General features: G+C 71.5%; 19 protein-coding genes. 9 read left to right on the top strand and 10 right to left on the bottom strand.

The annotated features are described in order from the left end of the window. Positions 1-34: 34 nt before the first annotated feature. A complete protein-coding gene (locus tag ACH4D3_RS29560) occupies positions 35-1,330 on the bottom strand; it encodes a hypothetical protein (protein WP_398328149.1) in 1,296 nt (431 codons plus the stop codon). A 255-nt stretch (positions 1,331-1,585) separates the two neighbouring features. On the opposite strand from ACH4D3_RS29560, the gene ACH4D3_RS29555 reads away from it, so the two are divergent. The 6 genes from ACH4D3_RS29555 (at position 1,586) to ACH4D3_RS29530 (ending at position 9,904) form a co-directional block, all read left to right on the top strand. Next, on the top strand, positions 1,586-4,138 hold the full coding sequence (locus ACH4D3_RS29555; protein ID WP_398328146.1) for a SulP family inorganic anion transporter: 2,553 nt from the start codon (positions 1,586-1,588) through the stop codon (positions 4,136-4,138). 262 nt (positions 4,139-4,400) lie between these two features. Continuing rightward, positions 4,401-6,356 carry an acetate--CoA ligase gene (acs, locus tag ACH4D3_RS29550; RefSeq protein WP_398328143.1) on the top strand — a complete coding sequence of 652 codons (1,956 nt, stop codon included), beginning with the start codon at positions 4,401-4,403 and terminating at the stop codon, positions 6,354-6,356. Positions 6,357-6,539: 183 nt separating this feature from the next. Continuing rightward, positions 6,540-7,964, top strand: coding sequence for a Na+/H+ antiporter NhaA (gene nhaA, locus ACH4D3_RS29545; RefSeq protein ID WP_398328140.1), 1,425 nt, complete (start codon positions 6,540-6,542; stop codon positions 7,962-7,964). A 134-nt stretch (positions 7,965-8,098) separates the two neighbouring features. Continuing rightward, a complete protein-coding gene (locus ACH4D3_RS29540) occupies positions 8,099-8,587 on the top strand; it encodes a phage holin family protein (protein WP_003975371.1) in 489 nt (162 codons plus the stop codon). Further along, positions 8,584-9,558 carry an alpha/beta fold hydrolase gene (locus tag ACH4D3_RS29535; RefSeq protein WP_398328136.1) on the top strand — a complete coding sequence of 325 codons (975 nt, stop codon included), beginning with the start codon at positions 8,584-8,586 and terminating at the stop codon, positions 9,556-9,558. The genes ACH4D3_RS29540 and ACH4D3_RS29535 overlap by 4 nt, the downstream gene beginning before the upstream one ends. 160 nt (positions 9,559-9,718) lie before the next feature. Beyond that, complete coding sequence (locus ACH4D3_RS29530; protein WP_078582024.1) at positions 9,719-9,904, top strand: hypothetical protein; 186 nt, start codon at positions 9,719-9,721, stop codon at positions 9,902-9,904. 13 nt (positions 9,905-9,917) lie between these two features. On the opposite strand, the gene ACH4D3_RS29525 is transcribed toward ACH4D3_RS29530, so the two are convergent. The 3 genes from ACH4D3_RS29525 to nth are packed head-to-tail and all read right to left on the bottom strand — an operon-like array spanning position 9,918 to position 13,005. Beyond that, the gene (locus tag ACH4D3_RS29525) at positions 9,918-11,123 is read right to left on the bottom strand and encodes a MarP family serine protease (RefSeq protein WP_398328133.1); all 1,206 of its coding nucleotides are present in this window, start codon (positions 11,121-11,123) and stop codon (positions 9,918-9,920) included. 45 nt (positions 11,124-11,168) lie between these two features. Next, entirely contained in the window at positions 11,169-11,948 is a 780-nt protein-coding gene (locus ACH4D3_RS29520; protein ID WP_398328130.1) for an NUDIX hydrolase, read from the bottom strand. A gap of 52 nt (positions 11,949-12,000) precedes the next feature. Beyond that, complete coding sequence (nth, locus tag ACH4D3_RS29515) at positions 12,001-13,005, bottom strand: endonuclease III (RefSeq protein ID WP_398328127.1); 1,005 nt, start codon at positions 13,003-13,005, stop codon at positions 12,001-12,003. A gap of 369 nt (positions 13,006-13,374) precedes the next feature. Here nth and ACH4D3_RS29510 point away from each other — a divergent pair, with 369 nt between their 5' ends. Continuing rightward, positions 13,375-14,049, top strand: coding sequence for a Crp/Fnr family transcriptional regulator (locus ACH4D3_RS29510; protein WP_003975365.1), 675 nt, complete (start codon positions 13,375-13,377; stop codon positions 14,047-14,049). Positions 14,050-14,092: 43 nt separating this feature from the next. Here the strand turns inward: ACH4D3_RS29510 and ACH4D3_RS29505 are convergent, their stop codons facing one another. From ACH4D3_RS29505 to ACH4D3_RS29485, 5 genes are all read right to left on the bottom strand, one after another. Further along, on the bottom strand, positions 14,093-14,935 hold the full coding sequence (locus tag ACH4D3_RS29505) for an MBL fold metallo-hydrolase (protein ID WP_398328124.1): 843 nt from the start codon (positions 14,933-14,935) through the stop codon (positions 14,093-14,095). Then, complete coding sequence (locus tag ACH4D3_RS29500; RefSeq protein ID WP_398328122.1) at positions 14,932-15,876, bottom strand: NUDIX hydrolase; 945 nt, start codon at positions 15,874-15,876, stop codon at positions 14,932-14,934. The genes ACH4D3_RS29505 and ACH4D3_RS29500 overlap by 4 nt, the downstream gene beginning before the upstream one ends. A 59-nt stretch (positions 15,877-15,935) precedes the next feature. After that, positions 15,936-17,000, bottom strand: a complete 1,065-nt coding sequence (locus ACH4D3_RS29495) for an alpha/beta fold hydrolase (protein WP_398328120.1) — start codon at positions 16,998-17,000, stop codon at positions 15,936-15,938. A 313-nt stretch (positions 17,001-17,313) separates the two neighbouring features. Then, complete coding sequence (locus ACH4D3_RS29490; protein WP_059301710.1) at positions 17,314-17,781, bottom strand: RidA family protein; 468 nt, start codon at positions 17,779-17,781, stop codon at positions 17,314-17,316. Beyond that, a complete protein-coding gene (locus ACH4D3_RS29485) occupies positions 17,778-17,939 on the bottom strand; it encodes a DUF4177 domain-containing protein (protein ID WP_003975360.1) in 162 nt (53 codons plus the stop codon). The genes ACH4D3_RS29490 and ACH4D3_RS29485 overlap by 4 nt, the downstream gene beginning before the upstream one ends. 152 nt (positions 17,940-18,091) lie before the next feature. Here ACH4D3_RS29485 and ACH4D3_RS29480 point away from each other — a divergent pair, with 152 nt between their 5' ends. Then, entirely contained in the window at positions 18,092-19,069 is a 978-nt protein-coding gene (locus ACH4D3_RS29480) for an ArsA-related P-loop ATPase (protein WP_011029095.1), read from the top strand. Continuing rightward, positions 19,066-20,487 carry an ArsA family ATPase gene (locus ACH4D3_RS29475; protein ID WP_398328115.1) on the top strand — a complete coding sequence of 474 codons (1,422 nt, stop codon included), beginning with the start codon at positions 19,066-19,068 and terminating at the stop codon, positions 20,485-20,487. The genes ACH4D3_RS29480 and ACH4D3_RS29475 overlap by 4 nt, the downstream gene beginning before the upstream one ends. 15 nt (positions 20,488-20,502) lie before the next feature. Here ACH4D3_RS29475 and wblA read toward each other — a convergent pair whose 3' ends face one another. Then, on the bottom strand, positions 20,503-20,841 hold the full coding sequence (gene wblA / locus ACH4D3_RS29470) for a transcriptional regulator WblA (RefSeq protein WP_179235539.1): 339 nt from the start codon (positions 20,839-20,841) through the stop codon (positions 20,503-20,505). Positions 20,842-21,231 lie beyond the last annotated feature (390 nt).

Below are 21,231 nucleotides of genomic sequence, written 5' to 3'. Positions count from 1 at the left end.
CCTCGTACGCCTCGGAGCGGCCGGCGGCCCGGCCCTACTGCTTGGCGGCCGGCGCCCCGGGCACGCCCTTGGGCGCCGGTGCGGGCGCGGCCGACAGGAAGGACGCCCAGCCCTTCTTCGGAGCCTCACCGACGCCGAGGGTGCGCAGCTTCTTCAGGACCTTGGGGTCCTGGGCGTCCAGCCAGTCCGCGAGTTGCCGGAAGGAGACACAGCGCACCTCCTCCTTGGTGCACACCGTCTCGACGACCTCCTCCACGGCGCGCATGTAGGTGCCGCCGTTCCAGGACTCGAAGTGGTTGCCGATGATCAGCGGCGCGCGGTTCCCGTCGTAGGCCCGCTCGAAGCCCTTGAGCAGGCTGTCACGCATCTGGTCGCCCCAGAACTCGCGCTTGGCGGGGTCGCCCTGGGTGGCGGTGCCCGACTGGTTGACCATGTAGTTGTAGTCCATGGTGAGCTGCTCGTAGGAGTGGCCGGGGAACGGCACGAGCTGCATCGACAGGTCCCACAGGCCCTCCTTCTTCGACGGCCAGACCTGGTTGTTCACCCCGCTGCTGTCGTAGCGGAAGCCCATCTGGCTCGCCGCCTTCATGAAGTTCTTCTGACCCTCCAGGCACGGGGTGCGGGCGCCGATCAGCTCCTTCTCGTAGTCGAAGGGCAGGGGCGCCGCGTTCTTCATCCCGGTGTTGGTCTTCCAGGTCTTCACGAACTGCTTGGCCTGGCTGATCTCCTCCTTCCACTCCTCGACGGACCACTCGCCGACCCCGCCGCCGGCGCCGCAGAAGTGCCCGTTGAAGTGGGTGCCGATCTCGTTGCCCTCCTGCCACGCCAGCCGCAACTGTTTGACGGTGTCGGCGATGCCCTGTTCGTCGTTGAAGCCGATGTCGGAGCGGCCCGGGGAGTGCTGGGGCGGGTTGTACAGATCCCGCTTCTCGGTCGGCAGCATGTACACGCCGCTCAGGAAGTACGTCATGGTGGCGTTGTTCTCCTTGGCCACTTCGCGGAAGTGGGAGAACAGTTTCTGACTGTCCTCACCCGCGCCGTCCCACGAGAACACCACGAACTGCGGGGGCTTCTGGCCGGGCTTGAGGCGTTCGGGCCGGGGCAGGTGCGGCTGGGCCCCGGTGTACGCGGTGGAACCGTCACCGATCAGCCGGACCGCGTTCTTGGGCGCCGGTGCCGCCTTCCCCTTTTCCTTCTCCGGTCCTTGCGTCCCTTCGCCGGAACCGGTGCCGTTGTCGATCGCGCAACCGGCCAGCGACGCGGCGCAGACCGCGGCGACCACGGCGCGCGCGGCCGTCTTGCGGGAGGCCATCCTGCGGGTGGCGGCCATGTCCGCCCACCTTCTTCCTTCTCTCGGGCCAACGCCGACTAGGCGATGTCGGGTGCTGAGCCGGGCCGTGCCGTCAGCGCCGTCAAGGTGACACGGAAATGAGAAGGAATTAGTACGACAAGCCGATGAAATAACTGATCCACTCGAATGCGCGGGGCGTTACTCCATTCGCGCTAAAAACCTATGCCTCTTCTTTACTCTGAATTACTCTCTATTTACTCGCTGTAATCGAACGGATCCTCAGGAGACGGGAACATGTCAGCCTGCGTCCCCGCCCGCGCCGATTCGGCCCGGACCAAGCACGTCCACCAACCCCACAGTCCGCCGCCCCACGGCCCCCGGCGCTTCCGCGTCGCGGGTGCCGACTTCTCGGCCGCGATCGCGGTCTTCCTGATCGCTCTCCCCCTCTCCCTGGGCATCGCCCTCGCCACCGGCGCCCCCCTCCAGGCCGGCCTCGTCGCCGCCGCGGTGGGCGGGATCGTCGCCGGACGGATCGGCGGCTGCCCCCTCCAGGTCAGCGGCCCCGCCGCCGGGCTCACCGTGGTCACCGCCGACCTCATCCAGCACTACGGGTGGCGTACGACCTGCGCCATCACCGTTCTCGCCGGGATCGCCCAACTCGGCCTGGGCTGCCTGCGCGTGGCGCGTTCGGCGCTCGCCGTGAGCCCCGCCATCGTGCACGGCATGCTCGCCGGCATCGGCGTCACCATCGCCGTCGCCCAGCTGCACATCGTCCTCGGCGGCACCCCCCAGAGCGCCGTACCCGACAACCTGGTCGCGCTGCCCGCCCAGTTGGCGAACCTCCATCCGGCCGACCTGGCCGTGAGCGTGCTGACCCTGACCCTGCTGCTGCTCTGGCCCCGTGTCCCCGGCCGGGCGGGCCAGGTCCTGGGCAAGCTGCCCGCCGCCCTGATCGCCGTCGCGGGTGCCACCGCGGTCGCCGCCCTCACCGAACTTCGCCTGCCCAAGGTCGACCTGCCGTCCTGGAGCAGCCACGCCCTGGCCTCGCTGCCCGACGGTCCGGTACTCGGCCTCCTCGCCGCCGTCCTCACCACCACGCTGGTGTGCAGCGTGCAGTCCCTGCTCGGCGCGGTCGCCGTCGACAAACTGGTCGCCGCCCGGCCCGCTCTGACCGGCCGCGTCAAGCGCTCCGACCTCGACCGGGAACTGCTCGGTCAGGGCGCCGCCAACATCTTCTCCGGGTCGCTCGGCGGACTGCCGATCGCCGGTGTGGCCGTGCGCAGTTCCGCGAACGTGGCGGCGGGCGCCGTCAGCCGGAACTCCACGATGCTGCACGGCGTTCTCGTAGTGATCGCCGCACTGCTGATGGTCCCGGCCCTGGAGCTCATCCCGCTCGCCTCGCTCGCCGCCCTGGTCATGGCCGTCGGCCTCAAGATGGTGTCGCTGAACCACATCCGTACGGTGACCCGCCACCGTGAGGTGCTGGTCTACGCGGTCACCATCTGCGGCGTGGTGTTCCTCGGTGTCCTGGAGGGCGTCGCACTGGGCATCGCCGTCGCCGTCGGCGTCGCCCTGCACCGCCTCAGCCGCACCCGGATCACTCATGACGACACGGAGGGAGTCCATTACGTACACGTACGCGGCCAGTTGACCTTCCTCGCCGTGCCGCGGCTCAGCCGGGTCCTGCACCAGGTGCCGCACGGAGCGGACGCCGTCGTCGAGCTGGACGGGTCGTTCATGGACCACGCGGCGTACGAGACTCTGCAGGACTGGCAGAAGACGCACACCGCGCAGGGCGGCTCCGTCGACATCACCGGCCGCCGGCCCGGCACCCGGATCTCCGAACCGGCCGAGGAGGACGGCTGCCGCTGCCGTCCTTGGACGCCCTGGCGCAACCACCAGTGCGAACGCCCGTCGAAGGCCCCACCACCCGGGACGGACGGGCAGGCGGCCACCGACGGCTCCCCCGAAGGAAATCTCGGCACCGCGACCGGTCCGAACACACCCGGCGCAAGACACACAAGAGACACAGGAGACGCAAAAGATAGAAGGGATGGAACAGGCACAACGGGCGCAAGAGGTGCGCCCGGTGCCCCCGACGGGCCCACCGCACACGAACTCGCCCGTGGCATCAGCGCGTTCCACCGCAACACCGGCCCGCTGATGCGCCGTGAGCTGGCCCGGCTGGCCAGGGAGGGACAGCAGCCCTCCCAGCTCTTCCTGACCTGCGCCGATTCGCGGGTGGTCACGTCGATGATCACCTCCAGCGGTCCCGGCGACCTGTTCGTGGTGCGCAACGTCGGTAACTTCGTGCCGCTGCCCGGCGAGGAGAGCGGCGACGACTCGGTGGCCGCGGCGATCGAGTACGCCGTGGACGTGCTGAAGGTGCGGTCCATCACGGTGTGCGGGCACTCCGGGTGCGGGGCGATGCAGGCGCTGCTCGGCGCCGAACACGGAGGTGCGCGCACGCCCCTCCAGCGGTGGCTGCGGCACGGGGTGCCCAGCCTGGAGCGCGCCCTTCCGGACGTCGACATGGACGCGAACGCGCAGGAGCGGGAGCGGGACCAGGAGCAGGGACACGAGCAGGGACACGAGTCCGGTCGCGCCCGCCCCCGGCTGGCCGGACGCGGGGCCGCCGACACCGCGGAGCGGCTGTGCCTGGCCAACGTGGTCCAGCAACTGGAGCACCTGCGCGCCCACGACTCGGTGGCCCGGGCGCTGGACGCCGGAGACCTGGAGCTGCACGGCATGTACTTCCACGTGGGCGAGGCCCAGTCGTACCTGCTGTCCGAGGACGCGGAAGGCGGCGTGTTCGAGCTGGTGCGGGAGACGAACCTGACCGCCTGACCGCCCGGCAGGACCGCCCGAGCGGTCCCGGGGAGCCGCGGCGCGGACGGGTGTGAGCGGCGTTACACACCCTGAACCCCGCGCCGTCGGCGTCCGTGAGTACGGGTGACCACGGACCACAGAGCCACGGAGGAGACGCGGCTGGCGGGCGGCGACCAGAACAGGTCTAAACCATTTGCCCGTCGACCCTTGTCATCGGCCCCCCGGGTCTGATGAGCTGTGGCCTGGGACACAACGGACAACCCTGAGAAAGGGAGATGTCGTGAGCAACGAATCCTTGGCCAACCTGCTCAAGGAAGAACGCAGGTTCGCACCCCCCGCCGACCTGGCCGCGAACGCCAACGTCACGGCGGAGGCGTACGAACAGGCCAAGGCTGACAGGCTCGGCTTCTGGGCCGAGCAGGCCCGCCGACTGACCTGGGCGAAGGAGCCGACCGAGACGCTCGACTGGTCGAACCCGCCGTTCGCCAAGTGGTTCGCGGACGGCACGCTGAACGTCGCCTACAACTGCGTGGACCGCCATGTGGAGGCCGGCAACGGCGACCGCGTCGCCATCCACTTCGAGGGCGAGTCCGGCGACAGCCGCGCCATCACCTACGCCCAGCTCAAGGACGAGGTCTCCAAGGCCGCCAACGCCCTGCTGGAGCTGGGCGTGCAGAAGGGCGACCGGGTAGCGATCTACATGCCGATGATCCCCGAGACGGCGATCGCGATGCTGGCCTGCGCCCGCATCGGCGCCGCACACTCGGTCGTCTTCGGCGGCTTCTCCTCGGACGCGCTGGCCACCCGCATCCAGGACGCCGACGCACGCGTCGTCATCACCGCCGACGGCGGCTACCGGCGCGGCAAGCCGTCCGCGCTCAAGCCGGCCGTCGACGAGGCCGTCGAGCGCGCCGGGATCGTCGAGCACGTGCTCGTCGTCCGCCGCACCGGCCAGGAGGTCGCCTGGGACGACTCCCGGGACAAGTGGTGGCACGAGACGGTCGACGGGCAGTCCGCCGAGCACACGCCCGAGGCGTTCGACGCCGAGCACCCGCTGTTCATCCTGTACACCTCCGGCACGACGGGTAAGCCCAAGGGCATCCTGCACACCTCCGGCGGCTACCTCACGCAGACGGCGTACACGCACTGGGCGGTCTTCGACCTCAAGCCGGAGACGGACGTCTTCTGGTGCACCGCCGACGTCGGCTGGGTCACCGGACACTCGTACATCGTCTACGGCCCGCTCGCCAACGGCGCGACGCAGGTCATGTACGAGGGCACCCCGGACACCCCGCACCAGGGCCGCTTCTGGGAGATCGTGCACAAGTACGGCGTGACCATCCTGTACACGGCGCCCACCGCGATCCGGACGTTCATGAAGTGGGGCGACGACATCCCCGCGAAGTTCGACCTGTCCTCCCTGCGCGTCCTCGGCTCGGTCGGCGAGCCGATCAACCCCGAGGCGTGGATCTGGTACCGCAAGAACATCGGCGCGGACGCCACCCCGGTGGTCGACACCTGGTGGCAGACCGAGACCGGCGCGATGATGATCACGCCGCTGCCGGGCGTCACGGAGGCCAAGCCGGGCTCCGCCCAGCGTGCGCTGCCGGGCATCTCCGCCACCGTCGTCGACGACGAGGCGGGCGAGGTGCCGAACGGCGGGGGCGGCTACCTGGTGCTCACCGAGCCGTGGCCGTCGATGCTGCGCACCATCTGGGGCGACGACCAGCGGTTCATCGACACGTACTGGTCGCGCTTCGAGGGCAAGTACTTCGCGGGCGACGGTGCCAAGAAGGACGACGACGGCGACATCTGGCTGCTCGGCCGCGTCGACGACGTGATGCTCGTCTCCGGCCACAACATCTCCACCACCGAGGTCGAGTCGGCCCTCGTCTCCCACCCCTCGGTCGCCGAGGCGGCCGTGGTCGGCGCGACGGACGAGACGACCGGACAGGCCATCGTGGCCTTCGTGATCCTGCGCGGCACCACCGCGGAGAGCGAGGACCTGGTCGCCGAGCTGCGCAACCACGTCGGCGCCACCCTCGGCCCGATCGCCAAGCCCAAGCGGATCCTGCCGGTCTCGGAGCTGCCGAAGACCCGCTCCGGCAAGATCATGCGGCGACTGCTCCGGGACGTCGCGGAGAACCGCCAGGTCGGCGACGTCACGACGCTGGCGGACTCGACGGTCATGGACCTCATCCAGTCGAAGCTCCCGGCCGCGCCCAGCGAGGACTGAGCCGGCCACACGCACACCGAGGGCACCCGGCGCCGCACGCGCGCCGGGTGCCCTCGCCCTGTGCGGCACCCGGGGCCCAGGTAAGCTGGACGGAACGTAAGAGAATCATCAAGATCCTCATGGTGCGCCGGGAAGTCTGGTCGGCATGTGTTCCGTGCTGCCCACCGACCGGAGGTTCTCCCCGTGACCGCGCCCCGCACCCCCCGCAAAGCCTTCGGCCGGCTGTCCCTGCCGGAGCGCACCTACATCGCGGACGCGCTGCGCACCGAGACCGTCGGCGGCGTCCTGCTGCTCGTCGCCGCGATCGCCGCCCTGGTCTGGGCGAACATACCGGCACTGCACGACAGCTACGAGAGCGTCAGCCACTTCCACTTCGGCCCCGCGGCGCTCGGCCTGAACCTGTCCGTCGCGCACTGGGCCGCCGACGGACTCCTCGCGGTCTTCTTCTTCGTCGCCGGCATCGAACTCAAACGCGAACTGGTCGCCGGTGACCTGAAGGACCCCAAGGCCGCCGCACTCCCGGTGGTGGCGGCACTGTGCGGCATGGTCGTACCGGCCGTCGTCTACACCGTCACCAACACCGCGGGCGGCGGCTCCCTGTCCGGCTGGGCCGTGCCGACCGCCACCGACATCGCCTTCGCGCTCGCCGTACTCGCCGTGATCGGCACGTCGCTGCCGAGCGCCCTGCGCGCCTTCCTCCTGACCCTCGCCGTCGTCGACGACCTGTTCGCCATCCTGATCATCGCGGTCTTCTTCACCGACAGTCTCAACTTCGCCGCGCTCGGCGGCGCGGTCGTCGGGCTCGTCGTCTTCTGGCTGCTGCTCCGCAAGGGCGTGCGCGGCTGGTACGTGTACGTCCCGCTCGGCCTGGTGATCTGGGGCCTGATGTACAACAGCGGCGTCCACGCCACCATCGCCGGTGTCGCCATGGGCCTGATGCTGCGCTGCCACACGCGCGAGGGCGAGGACCACTCGCCCGGCGAGCACATCGAACACCTGGTGCGTCCGCTGTCGGCCGGCCTGGCCGTGCCGCTGTTCGCCCTGTTCAGCGCGGGTGTGGCCATCTCCGGCGGGGCGCTGGCCGACGTCTTCACCAAGCCGGAGACCCTCGGTGTGGTGCTCGGGCTGGTCGTCGGCAAGACGCTGGGCATCTTCGGCGGCACCTGGCTGACCTCGCGCTTCACCAGGGCCTCGCTCAGCGACGACCTCCAGTGGGCCGACGTGTTCGCGGTGGCGACCCTGGCCGGTATCGGATTCACCGTCTCGCTGCTCATCGGGGAGCTGGCCTTCGAGGGCGACGCGGCGATGACCGACCAGGTCAAGGCTGCCGTCCTGACCGGCTCGCTGATCGCGGCGGCCCTGGCCACGGTGCTGCTGAAGGTACGGAACGCGAAGTACCGGGGGATGGTCGCGGAGGAGGAGCGCGACGACGACCTCAGCGGTGTCCCCGACATCTACGAGCAGGACGACCCCGCGTACCACCTGCGGGTGGCCGCCGTCTACGAGAAGAAGGCCGCCGAGCACCGCCGGATCGCCGAGGAGATGGAGTCGGCGCGGCTTGCCGAAGTGGCGGGCGGGGCAGGCGATGAGGGCGACGGTCCGGCATGATCTGACGAGACGGTACAAAAGACGGGGCCGTACGCAGTCGAACGGACACGGGTCGGGCCGGACACGGCCGGGCCGAGGACGACGCGACGCCACGGAACCGTACGCAGAAGAGCCAGCAGAAGAGGGAGACCGCGATGAGCGCACCCGACGGCAGCCCGGTCGGCACCGAACGCAGCATCGGCCAGCTGTTCGCCTCGGCGACCACCGAAATGTCGGCGCTCGTGCACGACGAGATCGCGCTGGCGAAGGCGCAGCTGAAGCAGGACGTGAAGCGTGGGGCGACGAGCGGCGGCGCGTTCTCCGCCGCGGGCTTGCTCCTGCTCTTCTCCCTGCCGATGCTGAGCTTCGCGCTGGCCTACGGCATCCGGACCTGGAGCGGCTGGAACATGGCCGTCTGCTTCCTGCTGTCCTTCGCCGCCAACGTCCTGGTCGCGGGCCTCCTCGCGCTGATCGGCATCGTCTTCGCGAAGAAGGCCAAGAAGGGCCGCGGCCCGCAGAAGGTCGCCGCCTCGGTGAAGCAGTCGGCGGGCGTGCTCCAGAACGCCAAGCCGCACCCGCGCCCGGAACTGCCCGCGGACCGGTCCCCCGAAGCGATCGAGGCTGTGGCACGCTCGTCCTCATGACGGGTTCCAGCACCCCTTCGGGGCAATCCCCCTCGCCGCAGCGCCCCAACCCCACCTCGGTCGTGCGCCTCGGCATCCCGGGCGGACCCGAGGTGACCCACCGGGACGTCGCGGCCAACGGTGCCCGCTTCCACATCGCCGAGCTGGGCGACGGGCCGCTGGTGCTGCTGCTGCACGGCTTCCCGCAGTTCTGGTGGACCTGGCGGCACCAGCTGGTGGCGCTCGCCGACGCCGGTTTCCGCGCGGTCGCCATGGACCTGCGCGGCGTCGGGGGCAGCGACCGCACCCCGCGCGGTTACGACCCCGCGGGCCTCGCCCTCGACATCACCGGCGTGATCCGCTCCCTCGGCGAGCCGGACGCCGCGCTGGTCGGTCACGACCTCGGCGGCTACCTGGCCTGGACGGCCGCCGCCATGCGGCCCAAGCTCGTACGACGACTCGCGGTGTCCTCGATGCCGCACCCCAGGCGCTGGCGCTCGGCCATGCTCGGGGACGTCCGTCAGAGCCGGGCGGGCTCCTACATCTGGGGTTTCCAGCGGCCCTGGGTGCCGGAGCGTCAACTGACCGCGGACGACGGCGCGCTGGTCGGCCGACTGCTCCACGACTGGTCCGGGCCGCGACTCCTTGCCGACGACGCGGTGACGGCGTACCGGCGCGCCATGTGCATCCCCTCCACGGCGCACTGCTCGGTCGAGCCGTACCGCTGGCTGGTGCGCTCTCTGGCCCGTCCGGACGGTGTCCAGTTCTACCGCCGGATGAAGCGGCCGGTGCGCGTGCCGACCCTGCACCTGCACGGCTCCCTGGACCCCGTGATGCGGACGCGGAGCGCGGCGGGGTCCGGGCAGTACGTCGAAGCGCCCTACCGCTGGCGGCTGTTCGACGGGCTCGGGCACTTCCCGCACGAAGAGGATCCGGTCGCCTTCTCGACCGAACTGATCAATTGGCTGAAGGATCCCGAACCCGATCGATGACGGTTCGGCGTCCGTTCGGTGAGCGATCGGTCACCGAACGGACGCGCCCGGTATCCGAACCGGAACGCTCGTCCTATGAACGGCCACTTGCCCGGCGCATAGGCCAATTGGGGGCCCCGGGAACGGTTATCGACCTTGGGGCGGGGGCACACGTCCGGGTATGGGCTGGACGCACGACTACAGTGACGTAGCACGCGACGGCCGCTCCACGAGCGGCGTGAGCAGCACCCACCGACGCGGCGGCACCCCGCAACTCGCGGGTGCGGACCTTCGGGTGGGCATTCCGCGCATCCTGCGCCGCCGGGCCCGCTGGGTCTCCGTACGCCTGCGCCATCCACGGACCTGAGGCGTCCGTACGTTCAGAGCGCGCAGCTGTCGCTGTCCACCTGCTGGCCGGCGGTGCGGCCCTTGCTGATGTCCTCGCGGATCTCGTCCGCGGTGAGCGCGTAACCGGTGTCGGGGTCGTCCAGGGACTTGGCGAAGACCACGCCGTACACCTCGCCCTCCGGCGTCAGCAGCGGGCCACCGGAGTTGCCCTGACGGACGGTCGCGTACAGCGAGTAGACGTCCCGGCGGACGGTGTCGCGGTGGTAGATGTCCGGTCCGTTGGCCGTGATGCGCCCGCGGACCCGCGCGGCCCGGACGTCGTACGCCCCGTTCTCCGGGAAGCCCGCGACGATCGCGTCGTCGTCGCCCCGCGCGTCCTCGTCGTCGTCGGTGAACCGCAGCGCGGGCGCGTCCAGTTCCGGCACGTCCAGTACGGCGATGTCGCGCCGCCAGTCGTAGAGGACAACCGTCGCGTCGTACTTCCGGCCCTCGCCGCCTATCTGCACCGTGGGCTCGTCGACGCCGCCCACGACATGCGCGTTGGTCATGACCCGGCGGTCGGCGAAGACGAACCCGGTGCCCTCGAGGACCTTGCCGCAGTCGGGGGCGGTGCCCATGACCTTGACGATGGAGCGCTTGGCGGTGACGGCGACCGGGCTGTTCACCAGCGCGGGGTCGGGCGGCGGCGTGTCGAGGACCGGCTCGTTGGAGAACGGGCTGAAGACCTGCGGGAAGCCGTTCTCCGCGAGGACCGAGGTGAAGCTGTCGAACCAGGTGTTGGCCTGCGCGGGCAACACCTCCTGCACCCCCGCGAGCACCGTGGACTGCCGCACCTCCTTGCCGACCGTCGGCATCGTGGTCCGCGCGAGGGCGGAGCCGAGCAGCCAGGCGACCAGGAGCATGGCCACGACGTTGACCAGGGCGCCGCCGGTGGCGTCCAGGGCGCGGGCCGGGGACCACGTGATGTAGCGGCGCAGCTTGTTGCCCAGATGGGTCGTCAGGGCCTGGCCGACGGAGGCGCACACGATGACGATGACGACCGCGACGACGGCGGCGGTCTGGCTCACCTCCGCGTTGTCCGTCAGCGCGTCCCAGATCACCGGCAGCAGGTAGACGGCGACGAGCCCGCCGCCGAGGAAGCCGATCACCGACAGGATGCCGACGACGAAGCCCTGCCGGAAGCCGACGATCGCGAACCAGACGGCGGCCAGCAGCAACAGGATGTCCAGCACGTTCACTGATTCAGGCCTCGCCTTGTCGTCTGCGGTACGCAGGCCACCCTGTCATGCGCGCCAGTCCAGCGGGACCTGCTTGTCCCGGTCCCAGGGCAGCTCCCAGCCCGCGAAGTGCAGCAACCGGTCGATGATGCCGGCGGTGAAGCCCCACACGAGCGCCGATTCGACCAGGAATGCCGGGCCTTGGTGACCACTGGGGTGAACGGTCGTCACCCTGTTGGCGGGGTCCGTGAGATCCGCCACGGGGACCTTGAAGACGCGCGCGGTCTCCGCCGGGTCCACGACACCCACCGGGGTGGGCTCGCGCCACCAGGCCAGCACCGGGGAGACGACGAAACCGCTCACCGGGATGTAGAGCTTGGGCAGCACGCCGAAGAGCTGGACGCCGGCCGGGTCGAGTCCGGTCTCCTCCTCGGCCTCGCGCAGGGCGGCCCGCAACGGGCCGTCACCGCGCGGATCACCGTCCTCGGGGTCCAGGGCGCCGCCCGGGAAGGCGGGCTGGCCGGGGTGAGAGCGCAGGGAGCCGGCCCGCTCCATGAGCAGCAGCTCCGGGCCCCGGCCGGCCCCCTCGCCGCCCTCGCCCGCGTGCGTACCTTCGCTCGCGCGGGTGCCCTCGCCCGCGCGCGTGCCGTCGCCGAAGAGGATCAGGACGGCGGACTGGCGGCCTGCGCCGTCCGCCGGCGGCAGGAAGCGGCTCAGCTGGGTCGGCCGGACCGTCTCGACGGCCCGCACCACCGGGTCCAGCCAGCCCGGCAGACCCTCCTTGCTGAGCATCGCGCCCCGAGTGCGGTCCCTCGCGGGACCCTGCGTGTCACTCGCCCCTGTCATCTCCACCCCCGTCCTGCAGACTCCAACGCCCCGAGCCCCTGGGATCGTTCCGTCACCCGGCCCCCAGTGGCGGCGCCGGCTTCCCGCCCGCGTCCAGGTAGGCCTGCGGGGGCTTCAGCCGCTGCCCCGGGAAGCCGCCCTTCTCGTACTTCAGCAGCTTCTTCGCCTTCTCCGGGTCGGTCTCGCCCTCGCCGTACGCCGGGCACAGCGGGGCGACGGGGCAGGCACCGCAGGCCGGCTTGCGGGCGTGGCAGATGCGGCGGCCGTGCCAGACGACGTGGTGGGAGAGGTCGGTCCAGTCGCTCTTCGGGAAGAGCGCACCGACGGCGGCCTCGATCTTGTCCGGGTCGGTCTCCTCGGTCCACCGCCAGCGGCGCACCAGGCGCTGGAAGTGCGTGTCCACGGTGATGCCGGGGCGGCCGAAGGCGTTGCCGAGCACGACGAAGGCGGTCTTGCGGCCGACGCCGGGCAGCTTGACGAGGTCTTCGAGGCGACCGGGGACCTCGCCGCCGAAGTCCTCCGCGAGCGCCTTGGACAGCCCTATGACCGACCTGGTCTTGGCCCGGAAGAAGCCGGTCGGACGCAGGATCTCCTCGACCTCCTCGGGGACGGCGGCGGCCAGGTCCTCTGGGGTCGGGTACTTGGCGAAGAGGGTGGGCGTCGTCTGGTTGACCCTGAGGTCGGTGGTCTGGGCGGACAGCACCGTGGCCACGACCAGCTGGAACGGGTTCTCGAAGTCCAGCTCAGGGTGGGCGTACGGGTAGACCTCGGCGAGCTCGCGGTTGATACGCCGGGCACGGCGCACCAGCGCGGTGCGCGACTCGCCGCGCGGCGGCTTCGGGGCGACGGTCTTCGCCGGGGCGACGCCCTTGACCGCGGCGGTGGCCTTCTTCGGGGCGATGGCGGGCTTCTTGGCGGGCGCCTGCCTCTTGAGGGGCGGGACCTGCTTCGCGGCGGTCCGTGCCGTCCCTGTCTCCTTGTCCGCCGTCTTCTTCGCGGCGGTCTTCTTACTCGCCTTGCTCGCAGCGGTCTTCTTACTCGCGGCGCTCTTCTCCACGGCACCCTTCTCCGCAGTCACCCTCTTGGCAGGCACTGCCTTCTTTGTCGCTTTCGCCGTTTTCCTACCGCCATCGGGACCCTGTTCGCCCACAGCGGAATCGCGATGTGCACTCACCCGCGCAGCCCCCTCGGCCTGTGCTCTCACCGGCGATTTGGACACCCGGCCAGCCTACGACCCGGCACCGACATCCGCCCCGGACCTCGAAGATCGGCGCCCAATTGGACCCCTGCCGCGTACCCCGGGACATCAGTGCGGCATCCTTGTGACAGATCACACTGTTTGGACTGTCCGGCAAAATGGGCACCACGGACCCCTGGTACACCGGGGGAACAAGATCCTCTGAGCCGGTCGACAAGGAGAGAACTCGTGGACGACGTTCTGCGGCGCAACCCGCTCTTCGCGGCGCTCGACGACGAGCAATCCGCGGAGCTCCGCGCCTCCATGAGTGAGGTGACCCTCGCCCGCGGCGACACCCTGTTCCACGAGGGGGACCCCGGAGACCGCCTTTACGTGGTCACGGAAGGCAAGGTCAAGCTCCACCGCACGTCCCCCGACGGGCGCGAGAACATGCTGGCCGTCGTCGGCCCCAGTGAGCTGATCGGCGAGCTGTCGCTCTTCGACCCGGGCCCGCGCACGGCGACCGGCACCGCGCTGACCGAGGTCAAGCTGCTCGCCCTCGGCCACGGCGACCTCCAGCCCTGGCTGAACGTGCGGCCCGAGGTGGCCACCGCGCTGCTGCGCGCCGTCGCGCGCCGCCTGCGCAAGACCAACGACGCCATGTCGGACCTGGTCTTCTCGGACGTTCCCGGCCGTGTCGCCCGCGCTCTGCTCGACCTCTCCCGCCGCTTCGGCGTGCAGTCGGAGGAGGGCATCCACGTGGTGCACGACCTGACGCAGGAGGAGCTGGCCCAGCTGGTCGGCGCGTCCCGCGAGACGGTCAACAAGGCGCTGGCGGACTTCGCCCAGCGCGGCTGGCTCCGCCTGGAGGCCCGCGCGGTGATCCTCCTGGACGTGGAGCGACTGGCCAAGCGCTCCCGCTGACCCCCTGGGTCTCCCCGGGATCTCTCCTCGGGACCCGGGGGCCCTACTCGGGCAGCTGGACGATCCCGTGTTCGCCCAGGTACTCCAGCTGCGCCCGCACCGACAGCTCCGCCGCCGGCCACAGGGAGCGGTCGACGTCCGCGTACACGTGGGCGACGACCTCGCCCGGCGTGCGGTGGCCGTCCTCCACCGCCGTCTCGACCTGGGCGAGACGGTGGGCGCGATGGGCGAGGTAGTACTCCACGGCACCCTGGGCGTCCTCGAGGACCGGCCCGTGCCCCGGAAGCACCGTGTGCACCCCGTCGTCGGCCGTCAGCGACCTGAGCCGGCGCAGCGAGTCCAGGTAGTCGCCGAGACGGCCGTCCGGATGGGCCACCACCGTCGTGCCGCGGCCCAGGACGGTGTCGCCCGTCAGGACCGCCCGGTCGGCCGGGAGATGGAAGCACAGGGAGTCCGCCGTGTGCCCCGGGGTCGCCACGACCCTCAGCTCCAGGCCGCCGACCGCGATCACGTCACCGGCCGCCAGCCCCTCGTCGCCCAGCCGCAGCGCCGGATCCAGGGCCCGTACGTTCGTGCGGGTCAGCTCGGCGAAGCGCGCGGCGCCCTCCGCGTGGTCCGGGTGACCGTGCGTCAGCAGCGTCAGCGCGACCCGCTTGCCGGCCCGCTCGGCCGTGTCGACGACGTGCCGAAGGTGGGCGTCGTCCAGTGGGCCCGGGTCGACGACGACGGCCAGGTCGGAGTCGGGCTCGGCGAGGATCCAGGTGTTCGTGCCGTCCAGGGTCATCGCGGAGGCGTTGGGCGCGAGGACGTTCACCGCGCGCGCGGTGGCCGGTCCCGACAGGACGCCGCCGCGCGGCTGTCCGGGCAGTGCTGCTGCGTCCGTCATTCGGGGGCTCCCCCGCTCGGGTCGGTGGGTGTCGTCGGCGACGGCGCCGTGCTCGGGACGTGTTTGGTGAACTCCTCGTGCCCCGGCCAGGAGAGGACGATCTCGCCCTCGACGAGCCGGGCCCGCGCCAGCACGGGCGACATGTCGCGGCCGGGCGCCGACGCCAGCGCCTCGGCCGCCGTGGCGCACCCGGCGAGGCCGCGCAGGGTCGCGACGGTGGGCGGCATCATCAGCAGCTCGCCCTTGTCGTACCCGGCGGTCGCGTCGGCCGGTGTGATCCACACCGTGCGATCGGCCTCGGTCGAGGCGTTGCGGGTGCGCTGCCCCTCGGGGAGCGCGGCCACGAAGAACCAGGTGTCGTAGCGCCGGGACTCGAACTCGGGGGTGATCCAGCGCGCCCAGGCCCCCAGCAGGTCGGAACGCAGGACCAGACCCCGGCGGTCCAGGAACTCCGCGAAGGACAGCTCACGGTCGACCAGGGCGGCCCGGTCGGCCTCCCAGTCCGCGCCCGTCGTGTCGCCGACCACCGAGTCACCGGTCGGACCCGCGAGCAGGACGCCGGCCTCCTCGTACGTCTCCCGCACGGCCGCGCAGACGATCGCCTGGGCGCCCGCCTCGTCCACGCCCAGCCGGTCCGCCCACCACGCGCGCGTGGGGCCCGCCCAGCCGACGGCGCGGTCGTCGTCGCGCGGGTCGACCCCGCCGCCCGGATAGGCGTACGCGCCACCGGCGAACGCCATGGAGGTACGGCGGCGCAGCATGTGGACGGCGGTTCCGGACCCGGAGCCGGTGGCCCCGGTGCCGGAACCGGTGTCCTTGAGGAGCATGACGGTGGCCGCGCGCTTCGGGGTGACCGGGGTGAGGGTGCCGGCCGCCAGCGCGCGGATGCGGTCCGGCCACTCCGGTGGGTACCACTGACCATTCGCCTGACCATTCGCCATGGCCGGAGGCTATCCGGTGACGGGCGGATGTTCGAGTGGCCGCCGGGGCCCGGTGGGCGTCAGGACGGCAGGCCGGTCAGCCACTCGGTGAGCAGCCGGTTCGTCTCCTCGGGGCGCTCCTGCTGGAGCCAGTGGCCGCAGCCGTCGAGGAGGTGCGAGGCGCTCAGCCCGGGCAGGCTGACCGGATACGCCTCGATCGCGTCGGACAGCCAGGTCGTGGAGGCGTCCAGCGCGCCGCCGAGGAACAGGGACGGCTGGGTGATCGGGGCGCCCTCGTGCGCGGCCAGGTCGGCCCAGTCGCGGTCCATGTTGCGGTAGCGGTTGAGGGCGCCGGTCAGGCCGGTGCGCTCGAACTCCCCGGCGTAGACGTCCAGGTCCTCCTCGGTCAGCCAGGAGGGCAGCCGTCCGGCGGCCGGGAACCGGTCGCGCATCCGGCCGCCGGCGGCGACGAAGTGCGGGTCGGGGTCCTGGGGACCGGGCATGGTGTCGGCGGACAGGGCGGCGTAGAGGCCGCCGAGCCAGCCGCGCACGTCGGGCTCGATCTCGGCCTCGGCGCGGCCGGGCTCCTGGAAGTAGGAGACGTAGAACTCCTGCCCGGCGAAGGGCCCGGCCGGGTCGCTCATGGCGGCGAAGGCCTCGCTGGGCCTCGGTCCGCCCGGCGGGGTGTACGGCACGCTCAGCAGGCCCACCGCGCGGAAGACGTCCGGCCGCAGCAGCGCGGAGTGGGCGGCGATGTTCGCGCCCCAGTCGTGGCCGACGACCACGGCGGAGCGTTCCCCCAGTGCCTCCACCACGGCGACGCTGTCCGCCACCAGGTCCAGCATCCGGTACGCCTCGACGGCGTCCGGCCGCGAGGAGCGCCCGTAGCCGCGTACGTCGACGGCGACGGCGCGGAACCCGGCGGCGGCCAGCGCGGGCAACTGGTGGCGCCAGGAGTACCAGGACTCGGGGAAGCCGTGCACGAGCAGGACCAGCGGCCCGGTGCCCTGCTCCACCAGGTGGATCCGGCCGGCGGGTGAGGGCACCAGCCGGTGCACGGGCAGGCCGGCGGCATGTCCGGGCCTGCCGTCCTGCGGGATGTCTCGCTCGCCGGTCTGCTGGTCGGTCACGGGCGGCTGCGGCATGGCTCCTCCTGGCGCATACGGTCGGTACGGCCCCGGTCGGGACCGGGAGGGCCGGCCCGGGCCGGCTCCCGCTCCGTACGGGGCACCGGGACCGATACTGCGGGGGCGGTGCGGCGGGCGCGAGGTTTGTTGCCGGCCTGGCAACGCGCGCGCCGCACCCGGCGTCAGTTCTCCCCGCCCCGCCGGTGCACGGCGGGAAGTCCGCGCCGTCGGCGTACGGCGGAACGTCTGCGCCGTCGGCGTACGGCAGAACGTCCGCGCCGTCGCCGTAGGCGGGACGTCCGCGCCGTCGCCGTACCGGACGCCCGGTCCGCTACGGCTGGACCAGCTCCACCTGGACCTCGACCTCCACCGGCGCGTCCAGCGGCAGGACCGCCACGCCGACGGCGCTGCGGGCGTGCACGCCCTTGTCGCCCAGGACCTCGCCGAGGAGTTCGCTGGCGCCGTTGATCACACCGGGCTGGCCGGTGAAGTCGGCGGCGGACGCGACGAAGCCGACGACCTTGACGACACGCGCGACGCGGTCGAGGTCACCGGCGACGGACTTCACGGCGGCCAGGGCGTTCAGCGCGCAGGTGCGGGCCAGTTCCTTCGCCTCGTCCGGAGTGACCTCGGCACCGACCTTGCCGGTGACCGGAAGCTTGCCCCCCAGCATCGGCAGCTGGCCGGACGTGTAGACGTACGGGCCGGACTGCACGGCCGGCTGATAGGCGGCCAGCGGCGGGACGACCTCGGGCAGCGTCAGACCGAGCTCGGCGAGCTTCGCCTCGACGGCGCTCATGCCTGCTTCTCCCGCTTCAGGTAGGCGACGAGCTGCTCGGGGTTGTTCGGCCCGGGCACGACCTGGACGAGCTCCCAGCCGTCCTCGCCCCAGGTGTCCAGAATCTGCTTCGTGGCATGGACGAGCAGCGGCACGGTTGCGTATTCCCACTTGGTCATGCGGCCGACTCTAGCCGCTGGCCGGGGCACCCCCGCAGCCGCTGTCCGGGGGCCGTCCGCGGCCGCTGCCCGGCCCCCGCGCGCGCCGGCCGGGGCCACGTTGTCCACAGCCACCGGCGTACTCCGCGCGCGGACTGGTTACGCTCGAATACGTGAGCAGGCTCCAGGTCGTCAGCGGCAAGGGCGGTACCGGCAAGACCACGGTGGCCGCGGCCCTCGCGCTGGCCCTGGCCACCGAGGGGAAGCGCGCGCTTCTCGTCGAGGTCGAGGGCCGCCAGGGCATCGCGCAGCTCTTCGAAACGGAGGCGCTGCCTTATGAGGAGCGGAAGATCGCCGTCGCTCCCGGGGGCGGGGAGGTGTACGCCCTCGCCATCGACGCCGAACTGGCCCTTCTGGACTACCTCCAGATGTTCTACAAGCTGGGCAGCGCCGGACGGGCCCTGAAGAAGCTCGGCGCGATCGACTTCGCGACCACCATCGCGCCGGGGGTCAGGGACGTCCTGCTGACCGGCAAGGCGTGCGAGGCGGTCCGGCGCAAGGACAAGCAGGGGCGGTTCGTGTACGACTACGTCGTCATGGACGCCCCGCCGACCGGCCGCATCACGCGCTTCCTCAACGTCAACGACGAGGTGGCGGGCCTCGCGAAGGTCGGCCCCATACACAATCAGGCGCAGGCCGTGATGCGGGTGCTGAAGTCGCGGGAGACCGCCGTGCACCTGGTGACGCTGCTGGAGGAGATGCCGGTCCAGGAGACCGTGGACGGCATCGCCGAGCTGCGGACGGCACGGCTCCCGGTGGGCCGGGTCGTCGTGAACATGGTCCGGCCCCAGGTCCTGGACGCCGCCGGCCTGGAGCTCGTACGGGAGACACCGCGTACGGCGCTGGCCCGGTCCCTGTCCGGGGCCGGACTCGGCGGGGCACGGCGGGGCGGGCACGCCGAGCGGCTGGTGGACCCGCTCCTCGCCCAGGCCGGCGAGTACGCCGAGCGGTACGCGCTGGAGCAGGAGCAGCGGGCGGTCCTCGGCGAGCTGGGCCTGCCGACGCACGAACTGCCGCTGCTCGCGGAGGGCATGGACCTGGCGGGCCTGTACGAGCTGGCCACCGAGCTGCGGAAGCAGGGGATCGCATGAGTCCGGACGACCCGGCCCGCCACCAGGAGGGCAGCCCGGCCCGTCACCAGGAGGGCGCGCGCCACCTGGCCCCCGCGGGCGTGCTGGACGTGGACGCCCTGCTGGAGGACCCGCACAACCGCATCGTGGTGTGCTGCGGTTCGGGCGGGGTCGGCAAGACGACCACGGCCGCGGCCCTGGGCCTGCGGGCGGCCGAGCGCGGCCGCAAGGTGGTCGTCCTCACCATCGACCCGGCCCGGCGGCTGGCGCAGTCCATGGGCATCGACTCGCTCGACAACACCCCGCGCCGGGTGAAGGGCGTCGACGACTCGGCGGGCGGCGAGCTGCACGCCATGATGCTCGACATGAAGCGGACCTTCGACGAGATCGTCGAGTCCCACGCGGATCCCGAACGGGCGGCGGCGATCCTGGGCAACCCCTTCTACCAGTCGCTCTCGGCGGGCTTCGCGGGCACGCAGGAGTACATGGCGATGGAGAAGCTGGGGCAGCTGCGGTCGAGGGAGGAGTGGGACCTCATCGTCGTCGACACACCGCCGTCCCGCTCGGCGCTGGACTTCCTGGACGCCCCCAAGCGTCTCGGTTCCTTCCTGGACGGCAAGCTGATCCGCGTCCTGCTGGCCCCGGCGAAGGTCGGCGGCCGGGCCGGGATGAAGTTCCTGAACGTCGGCATGTCGATGATGACTGGCGTCCTGGGGAAGGTGCTGGGCGGGCAGTTCCTCAAGGACGTGCAGACCTTCGTGGCCGCGATGGACTCGATGTTCGGCGGCTTCCGTACGCGCGCGGACGCGACGTACAAGCTGCTCCAGGCGCCCGGGACGGCGTTCCTGGTGGTCGCGGCCCCGGAGCGGGACGCCCTGCGCGAGGCCGCGTACTTCGTTCAGCGGCTGGCGGCCGAGGACATGCCGCTGGCCGGTCTGGTGCTCAACCGGGTCCACGGCAGTGGCGCCGACCGCCTGTCGGCCGAGCGGGCTCTCGCCGCCGCGGAAAATCTTGAGGATCCCCGCATTGTGGATCAGGACGGCGGGAAAGCTGGACTTCGTACCTCTTCCGGCAACTCTCCCGACACGTACGGCAGTTCAGAACCGGCCGGCTCCGAGCCGGGCGAATCGGCCCCCGGCACCTCTCCCGGGGCCTCCCACGCCTCTCCCGAGGCCTCCCACGCCTCTCCCGAGGCTTCCGACACGGCGGAGCGGTCCGTCGACGCGCTCGCCGCGGGCCTGCTGCGGCTGCACGCGGAGCGCATGCACCTGCTCGCCCGCGAGCAGCGCACGCGTGACCGCTTCACCGCGCGTCATCCCGAGGTCGCGGTCACCGAGGTGGCCGCGCTGCCCGGCGACGTGCACGACCTCGCGGGACTGCGGGACATCGGGGCACGCCTGGCCACCGGCCGACCCGAGCTGCCCGAGCCGGGCGCCTGATCCGGCCGTACCGGCTCAGCCCACGGCCGCGTAGTTCTCGTACACCTCGTCGTCCTCGAGGGGCACGATGCCGACCCCTCGTTCGTACTCCGTCCGCGCCGTCTCGAGGAGCCGGCGCCAGGAGGTCACGGTGGGCCGCCTGCGCAGCAGCGCGCGGCGTTCCCGCTCCGTCATGCCTCCCCACACGCCGAACTCGACGCGGTTGTCGAGCGCGTCGGCCAGGCACTCGGTCCGCACCGGACATCCGGTGCACACCGCCTTGGCCCTGTTCTGCGCTGCTCCCTGAACGAACAGTTCGTCCGGATCGGTAGTGCGGCAGGCGGCCTGCGCACTCCAGTCGGTTACCCAGCCCATACCGGCGCCGTCCTCTCCCGAATCGAGGCTCCCCCACGGCGGCAGCGGCATATTCACCGCCGCCAGTTGAGGACGTTACGGAAGGTGGGCACAGCGCAACACCCCCTTCGGGCCCAATCTTGAATGGCCCGAACGGACTATGGGTAAGCGGCAGATCACCCGGGGGAGTGAGCTGGCGACATGCGCGACGATCCCGACAATCAGGTCATCTCTGTTGCGCCGCAACGGACACCGATTGACACACGAGGCGGATTCGGACACGCACCCCACACGCCGTGGCACGCGCCGGCACACACCAACGCGCCCCCCAGCGGGGCCCCTCGGAAAAAAATCGAGCGGATCCGGAACGATTCGGGGTCGCCGGACGTATTGATACGTGGCCTCACTGCT

The sequence above is a fragment of the Streptomyces sp. NPDC018026 genome, assembly GCF_044327745.1.
In the GTDB taxonomy this organism is placed as follows: Bacteria; Actinomycetota; Actinomycetes; order Streptomycetales; family Streptomycetaceae; genus Streptomyces; species Streptomyces rubrogriseus.
Note: the sequence above shows the minus strand (reverse complement) of the source record. Positions and strands in the feature narration are given on the sequence as shown.